This window comes from Streptomyces sp. NPDC127084, assembly GCF_042724175.1.
GTDB lineage: Bacteria > Actinomycetota > Actinomycetes > Streptomycetales > Streptomycetaceae > Streptomyces.
In genome coordinates this window covers 1-6,896 of the sequence record NZ_JBHXFA010000243.1, presented here as the reverse complement: position 1 = coordinate 6,896, position 6,896 = coordinate 1, and the positions used below count along the sequence as shown (strand labels likewise).

Here is a 6,896-nt window from a genome sequence, read left to right as displayed (position 1 = left end):
CCACCCTCGCCTCGCCAGGTCGCCCGGTGGATCACCACCACACCATCCCGGCGTGGCCTGCACGCCACCGAGGCACTCCGCCGGTTGCTTGAGCACTGCCCGGAGCTGGACCGAACCCACGACCTGGTACGGCAGTTCGCGGCCATGCTCGACGCCCGCGACGCCGCCCCGCTGCCGGACTGGCTTGACCACCTCGCGGCCTCCCGCCTCCCGGCATTGGCTGGACTGGTCAAGGCAATCCGCGAGGACCAGCCCGCAGTCGTGCAGGGCATCACCACCCCGTTCAACTCAGGTGTCAACGAAGGCCGCATCACGGACCTGAAGCTCCAGAAGAGAATCACGGCAGGCCGCGCCGGAGTTCCGCTGCTTCGCCACCGCGTCATCCTCATGGCCCACCTTCGACGCCGCTACCCGTGACGGAGCGTCACCGGCGCACGGTGGCACACCCCCGCTTCACGAAAATCTTGCCAGGGCCGTGATCGCGCACCACCTCGTACGGATGAGAGTGCACCAAAGTTGATGCGGTGGGGGGTGGGGGCGGGGAGTCTGCTGTCGTCTGTTCGGGATGGGCGGAAGGCGGTGGACGGTGGTCCTGGATCCGCATCGCTGGCTGGAGTTGCGGCGGTTTCGCGGGCTGTATGAGTCCGGTGCGATGAGCCTGAGGGAGATCGCGAAGGAGACCGGGCTGAACCGGCGAACGGTCGCCAAGTACTTGTCGGGCCAGTCCTCGATCGCGCCGCCGGAGCGAGCGGCGAACGACCGGCCGCGTCGGCGGGTGGTGGACGATGTCGCACCGCTGATCGACGCGATGCTGCGGGCGGAGATCCTGCTCAAGGGAGCGGTGATCCACGAGCGTCTGGTGGCTCAGTACGGGGTTGCCATCAACTACCAGCGCGTGAAGATGTACTTGCAAGAGCCCGGCCTCGGGTCGCGGAGGAACTGGGCATCAGTCCAGGTGAACTGGCCGGTCTGCACCGCCGGTTCGAGGTGGTCCCCGGGGCGCAGGCTCAAGTGGACTGGGGTGATGAGGGCAAGATCCTCGCCCACGTCGGGATCCCGAAGGTCTACTCGTTCCACATGACCTTGTCCTACTCTCGTGATCCGTTCTGCTGCTTCACCACTGGTCAGGACCTGGCCACGTTCTTCGACTGCCACCGCCAGGCGTTCGCGCACTTCGGCGGGGTGCCGATGTCGATCGTCTACGACCGCACCAAGACCGTGGTACGTCGGCACGTCGCCCCGGGCGAGGCGGTTCCGCTGCATCCGGAGGCGGTCGCGTTCGCCGGGCACTACGACTTCGACCCGGACGTTCTGGCCGCCTACCGGCCCACGGGGAAAGGGCGGGTCGAGCGGCAGGTGCTGATCGTTCGTGATCATGTGCTGGCCGGTCGGGCGTTCTCCTCGGTCGAGGAGATGAACGCCGCCTTCACCGCCTGGGTCCCGCTGAGGCGGGCCAAGGTCCACGGCACCCACGGCGAGGTCATCGGCCTTCGCGCGGTCCGTGACCACATGGCTCTGCGGCCCCTGCCGCAGACTCCGTATGTCGTTGCCCAGCGGCACCTTCGCTATGTCGGCAAGGACTGTCTGGTCGCCTTCGAGGCGAACCTCTACTCGGTCCCGGCCCTCCGCATCCGCCCGCGCCAGCTGGTCGAGGTCAGGGCCACGAAATCCCAGATCACGCTGCACGCCACCACTCCCGGACTGGACGGAGGAAGCCTGCTGGCTGCCCATCCCCGGGCGGTTGGCCGCGGCGCCCGCGTCGTGGACGAGCGGCACTGGGATGGCCTGCCCACCGGCGCCGGCCGCCGTGTCACAGCGGGCGGAGACCTGCCCGCACCCCGCCCGATCCAGAGCCGGGACTCTGGATCGGGCCCGCTGATGGCTCTGCTGAACCGGGCGGCGGCCACCCAGGTCGAGGTCGGCCGCCGCCCCTGTCGGTCTATGACGAGCTGACCGGCACCCGGCCCTTCACCATCCATCCGAGCCCGGAGGAATCCTCTTGAGCGAGTTGGTCTCCACCCGCATCCGCAGCACGGCCGCCAAGCTGGGCCTGCCCCACCTGGCCGAGGCTCTGACCCAGTACGCGCAGCGGGCCGACGAGGCCAAGATGGGCTACCTCGACTTTATCGACCTGGTCTTGTCCGAAGAGCTTGCCGTCCGCGACGACCGGCGCTTCCGCCAGGGGCTGCGGACCTCAAGGCTGCCGCACCACAAGGCACTTGAGGACTACGACTTCTCCTTCCAGCCCGACCTCGACCCCCGCAAGGTCAAAGACCTCGCCACCTTGTCGTTCATCGACGCCAAGGCCAACGCGGCCCTACTCGGCCCGCCCGGGGTCGGTAAGACGCATATCGCCGTAGCTCTCGCGGTCGCGGCCTGCCGAGCCGGCTACTCGATCTACTTCACCAGCCTCGACGATATGGTCCGCAACCTCACTGCCGCCGAGGCCGCCGGACGGCTGACCAGCAAACTCGGCACCTATCTGCGGTCCGGCGTTCTCGTCCTGGACGAGGTCGGCTACCAGCCCCTGGCCCGCACCGAGGCCGACCTGGTATTCCAGGTCATATCAAAGCGGTATGAAAAGGGCTCGATCATTCTTACCTCGAACAAGACCTTCAGTGAGTGGGGACAGGTGTTCGGTGACGAGGTTTTGGCCACCGCCATCCTCGACCGCCTCCTGCACCACTGCGGTGTCATCAGCATCAACGGCCCCAGCTACAGGCTCAAGAACCGACTCGCTGCCATCGCGCGAGACCAGGACAACGCAGCCTGAGACTGGTGCACATAGCTCTGTACTTGCCGGAGCACCCAGTAGTGAACGCCGACACGGGGCATCGAGGCAGGCCACGATCGTCGGCAGCGTCTTGTCGAACACCGGAATGACGATCCGAAAGCGGGACCAGGCCAGCCACGCGCACCACAACTGCGTCTGCCGCCCGCCGATCTTTGGACCATGGCCCCAGTCCCATTGCAGCCACCGACCCGGCTCGGTGATCCACGGCCGATAGACCCGCCGCGATCCCGCCCGCAGACTCGCTTTCACCTCCGAGACCACCCGCCGCGTCGTTCGTTCTCCACCCGTGAAGCCCATCGCCGTGATCCGCCGGTGCACCACATCCGCCCGAATCCGGCCGTGGGAGTTCACCACCAGTTCCTCGATCTTCGCCAGGAACTCGTCGATCGGCCGGGCCCGGTGCTGGCGGGCCGTCGGGCTGGCGCCCTCGGCCCGCATCCGCACATACCGGGCCACTGTGTGGTGGTCGCAGCCGGCCAGCTCAGCCGCCGCTCGGTAACTCCCCGTGAGGTCGTATGCCTCCAGGATCTCCATGATCTCCCTGCTGTTCTTCACACCGGCCAGCTTTGCCGACCGACATCAGTCCAGTTCCGGGGAGATATCTGGCCGTCCGTGGGGAAACCCGGGGCCATGAGTGGGGCGCTAAGTGGCCGCCTACAGGGAGTATCTACTGACCGCCGTCACACGATCTCGTCGATCAGGGAGCCGGACTGGGTGGAGCCGCCGTCGGTGACTACGCTGAGCACAGGCGCGCCTTCCCGACCCGCGCTGCAACGCGGGCCTACTCGGAGACCTTACAAATCATTCGGGAAGGTACGCCCTTCGCATGCCATCCCGGAACCGATCCACAAGTCCTGAGCATTGCTCGGATCCGAGCGTTAACGCTCTCAATCGCGTTCGTCGAACAGATCACCTTGCGGATCTCGACGTCGAAGGAGAGGAAGGATGGTCTGCTTGGACACGTTCGCGCCGTACACCTCGGCCAGGTGAGCCGATATCTCCCCATGAGTCAAACCCTTCGCGGAGAGCGAGAGCACCATCTCGTCGACACCGGTCAGACGCCGCTGACGCTCGCGGACGATCTGCGCCTCGAAGCTGCCAGCGGTGTCACGGGGCACCTTCACCTCGACCAGTCCGACATCCGTCAGCACGGTTTTCGAACGGGTTCCATTACGGCTGTTACCGCTGTTCCTACCCGTCACATTGTGCTTGTCATAGCCGACATGACCGGTGATCTCGCACTCCAGGGCGGACTCCAGCACCCGCTTCGTCAGCTGCTGCAACAGCCCGCCCTGCCCGGTCAGCTGCAGCCCGTCGGACCGGGCACGGTCGACCAGCATCGCGATCAATTGCTCGTCCGACACCGCCTCCGCAGTCGACTCGACGGCCGGCTTCTCCACGGCCGATCCCTCGGTGATGGCCTCGCTCATCAAGCGTCTCCTTGATCATCGGATCCGCCGTTGATTAGACACTCCCCCGCCTGTCACCACCGAAATGTGAGACAGGGCCGAAATCTTTACAGACCCACCTACCGTGCACGAGCGCGTTAGGTTCGGATCTGCTTGCTGCGCCCGGTCGGCCAAGCCTTGGTTGACGGGACGAGGCTGCCGCACGTCGGTGGGACATGCATCCGAATACAGCCCTTGCCTGCTGCTTTGGCTTCGTACATGGCCAGGTCGGCGTGCTGCAGTAATTCCTCAGGGGTGATACCGGGGGTGGCCACAGCAATTCCGATCGAAGCCGAGACCATGGCTTCCTTGGCACCGAGGCGGTATGGCTCCATCAAAGCAGCCAGCAGCCCTTCGGCGATAGCTCTCGCATCATCAGAGTAGGGCCCCGCCCCTCCCTCCAATAAGACTGCGAACTCGTCCCCGCCGAACCGGGCAACAGTGTCTCTCGCCCGCACGGTTGTCGGGAGTCGGCGCGCGGCCTGAACGAGGAGGTCATCACCTGCTGCATGCCCTGCGGCATCGTTGACTGCTTTGAAGCCGTCTAAGTCCACGAACAACACTGCGGGTGGGGCCGTGGCGGCAGTCCACCTGCGCATGGCCTGGGCGACTCGGTCGGCGAAGAGCGCTCGGTTGGGGAGGCCCGTCAGAACGTCGTGAAAGGCCAGGTGCTCGAGTTGCTGCCGACGGGTTACCCGGTCGGTCACATCGCGGCTGCTGACGACTACGCCCTGAGGATGATGGCTGATCGTGGATTCAACGTGACGCCATCGCCCGTAGGCGTCGCGGACTCGACAGGACACCCTGCGACCCGAGCAGCCCCCGTCCGACTGGGCGTCCTGCCATACTGCGAGAGCCGCTTGCCTCAGCGACGGCAGGTCGTCTGGATGACAGTAGAGGGACAGCCGAGCACCTACCAGTTCCTTGGGAGGGAATCCCAGGACGTGATACACGGCCGGGCTCGCGAAGAGCACCCCTCCGTCCGGACCGACGATGGTAATCACGTCGCGAGTGCCATCAACCAAGGTGCGATAACACGCTTCGCGGGCCGCAGCTTCGACGGTGAGGCGGAGGTGGCGGGCATGGATGACACCTTGCCGGACACCCAGCGACACAAGCACCGAGCCGACCAGAACCACCATCACAACATCGATGGAGCCCCCGGCCAGAGCATGAGCTGTCAAGGCGAGCAGGCAGACGATCATGGGAACGAACGCTGCCACCACCCCGGTGACAGGGATCATCCGCTGGTCCACTGCCACGACGGCGCCGCCTCCTGCCAGCCACGGTGCGGCACAGATGAGGAATGCCCCAGTCATCGAACAGGTCGTCATGAGCGGGATCCCAGACACAACGGTGGGAGTGGAATCGATGATGGGCATCACGTCCCCCGCGGACAGCGCAACGAGGGCAATGACGCCCAGTGTGGCCGCTGTGCGCTGGCTGCGTTTCACGCAGAAGCGCAAGGCGGTCAGGAGGCCGAGGACGAGGAGGTCTGCCGCGACGCGCGCCAACGCAAGCAGCGTTGGGGCGACGCCAACGCTTTGATCCGCGCGCTGCAACACGAGCACCCAGCACAAGACGAAGAGGCACCCCGCGATCAGCCATCCGTCCAGGAAGCGCCGCATGCAGATCAGGGGCGGCCCCTGAGCCGTCGCGGCCACCACGAGAGCGATACCAAGGAGCAGACACACGGCGACCCCCGCGGTCGCCACGACGGGCATCAAGAACAGGGGCGCCCCCGCCTCGGGAGATGGCGGGCGAGGGAACGCCAGGTCCTGCACACCGCCTGCGGTGACAGACACAGCCAGTAATCTGAGGCGCGCAGCCGGTCTCCCCGTGCCGCAACGGGCACGTGCAAGGAGGGAAAAGGCGGCCGCCCCATGTGCAGCGGGTACCCCTACGCCTGCAGGGAGCAATACGGCGGAGGCAATGCCCGCTCCTAGAGCAGCGACCACCGCAGCACCCACCTGCAGTGCTCTGCCACCTCCCTCGTCTTGTGACGAGCCGACCTCCTGACTTACACATCCCTGCATCACGAGAACCCTCCCAGAGTGCGAGCCCCAGAAAGGCAGAGCCACACTGTCCGAACCGCTCGAATGCGATGAGAGAATAGGATGATCTACTGCGCCGCCTGCACATATCGCAAGGTTTCACCTGAAATAGTGACGCTGAGGTTGAAAGGGGTGGGGTGACAGCAGGCGTTGGCGGTGCTACATCCTCCTCATGAGGTACGCGGATGGCGGCGGTCTGACCGCTGCGGGGCGGGCGAAGCGTGAGGCAGTGCGCTTCCAGGCCGCGGAGATGTGCGAGCAGGGGATGCGGCCGCCGGAGGTGGCCCACAGGTTACGGGTATCGCGGAAGTCAGCGTACGCCTGGCACGCGGCCTGGCGCGACGGCGGCAAGCCCGCCCTGGCCTTCAAGAGGCCTGGCGGCTTCGCGTGTCAGCTCAACGATGCCCAGGCGGAACGGTTGCAGGCCGAGCTGGAGGCCGGCCCTGCAGCGCACGGCTGGAGTGAGGACCAGCGGTGGACCCTGGCAAGGGTCGCAGAGCTGGGTCTGAGAGTGCGGGATGTGGCGTTTCGTCGGTCTTGCCATCGCTCGATGGTGTGACGTGGGGGCATCGCTGTCGGTCAGGAGTTCGGGGTTCGCTT

General features: G+C 66.0%; 5 protein-coding genes and 3 pseudogenes. 4 read left to right on the top strand and 4 right to left on the bottom strand.

Annotation, left to right across the window (positions count from 1 at the left end; genetic code table 11):
- The 3 genes and pseudogenes from ACFWI9_RS32065 to istB form a co-directional block, all read left to right on the top strand.
- Positions 1-417: transposase (locus ACFWI9_RS32065; RefSeq protein WP_387168151.1), on the top strand; the 417-nt coding region annotated here is incomplete at its 5' end.
- A gap of 148 nt (positions 418-565) precedes the next feature.
- A pseudogene (gene istA, locus ACFWI9_RS32060) lies at positions 566-2,003 on the top strand (IS21 family transposase).
- Entirely contained in the window at positions 2,000-2,773 is a 774-nt protein-coding gene (gene istB, locus ACFWI9_RS32055; RefSeq protein ID WP_387168148.1) for an IS21-like element helper ATPase IstB, read from the top strand. Before istA ends, istB begins: the two are co-directional and overlap by 4 nt.
- Positions 2,774-2,800: 27 nt before the next feature.
- Here istB and ACFWI9_RS32050 read toward each other — a convergent pair.
- From ACFWI9_RS32050 to ACFWI9_RS32035, 4 genes and pseudogenes are all read right to left on the bottom strand, one after another.
- A pseudogene (locus tag ACFWI9_RS32050) lies at positions 2,801-3,349 on the bottom strand (IS21 family transposase); the annotation flags it as partial.
- Positions 3,350-3,575: 226 nt separating this feature from the next.
- Complete coding sequence (locus tag ACFWI9_RS32045) at positions 3,576-3,800, bottom strand: transposase (protein ID WP_387168145.1); 225 nt, start codon at positions 3,798-3,800, stop codon at positions 3,576-3,578.
- Positions 3,739-4,224, bottom strand: a pseudogene (locus ACFWI9_RS32040) (transposase); the annotation flags it as partial. The pseudogene ACFWI9_RS32040 and the gene ACFWI9_RS32045, both read right to left, overlap by 62 nt.
- 116 nt (positions 4,225-4,340) lie before the next feature.
- Complete coding sequence (locus ACFWI9_RS32035; RefSeq protein WP_387168142.1) at positions 4,341-6,047, bottom strand: diguanylate cyclase domain-containing protein; 1,707 nt, start codon at positions 6,045-6,047, stop codon at positions 4,341-4,343.
- Positions 6,048-6,468: 421 nt separating this feature from the next.
- On the opposite strand from ACFWI9_RS32035, the gene ACFWI9_RS32030 reads away from it, so the two are divergent.
- The gene (locus tag ACFWI9_RS32030; RefSeq protein WP_387168139.1) at positions 6,469-6,855 is read left to right on the top strand and encodes a transposase; all 387 of its coding nucleotides are present in this window, start codon (positions 6,469-6,471) and stop codon (positions 6,853-6,855) included.
- The last annotated feature ends 41 nt before the right edge of the window (positions 6,856-6,896 follow it).

Bases quoted from the DNA above. Each gene is read 5' to 3' on its own strand.
- ACFWI9_RS32045 (WP_387168145.1), bottom strand. From the start codon at position 3,800: ATGGGGAGATATCGGCTCACCTGGCCGAGGTGTACGGCGCGAACGTGT.
- ACFWI9_RS32030 (WP_387168139.1), top strand. From the start codon at position 6,469: ATGAGGTACGCGGATGGCGGCGGTCTGACCGCTGCGGGGCGGGCGAAG.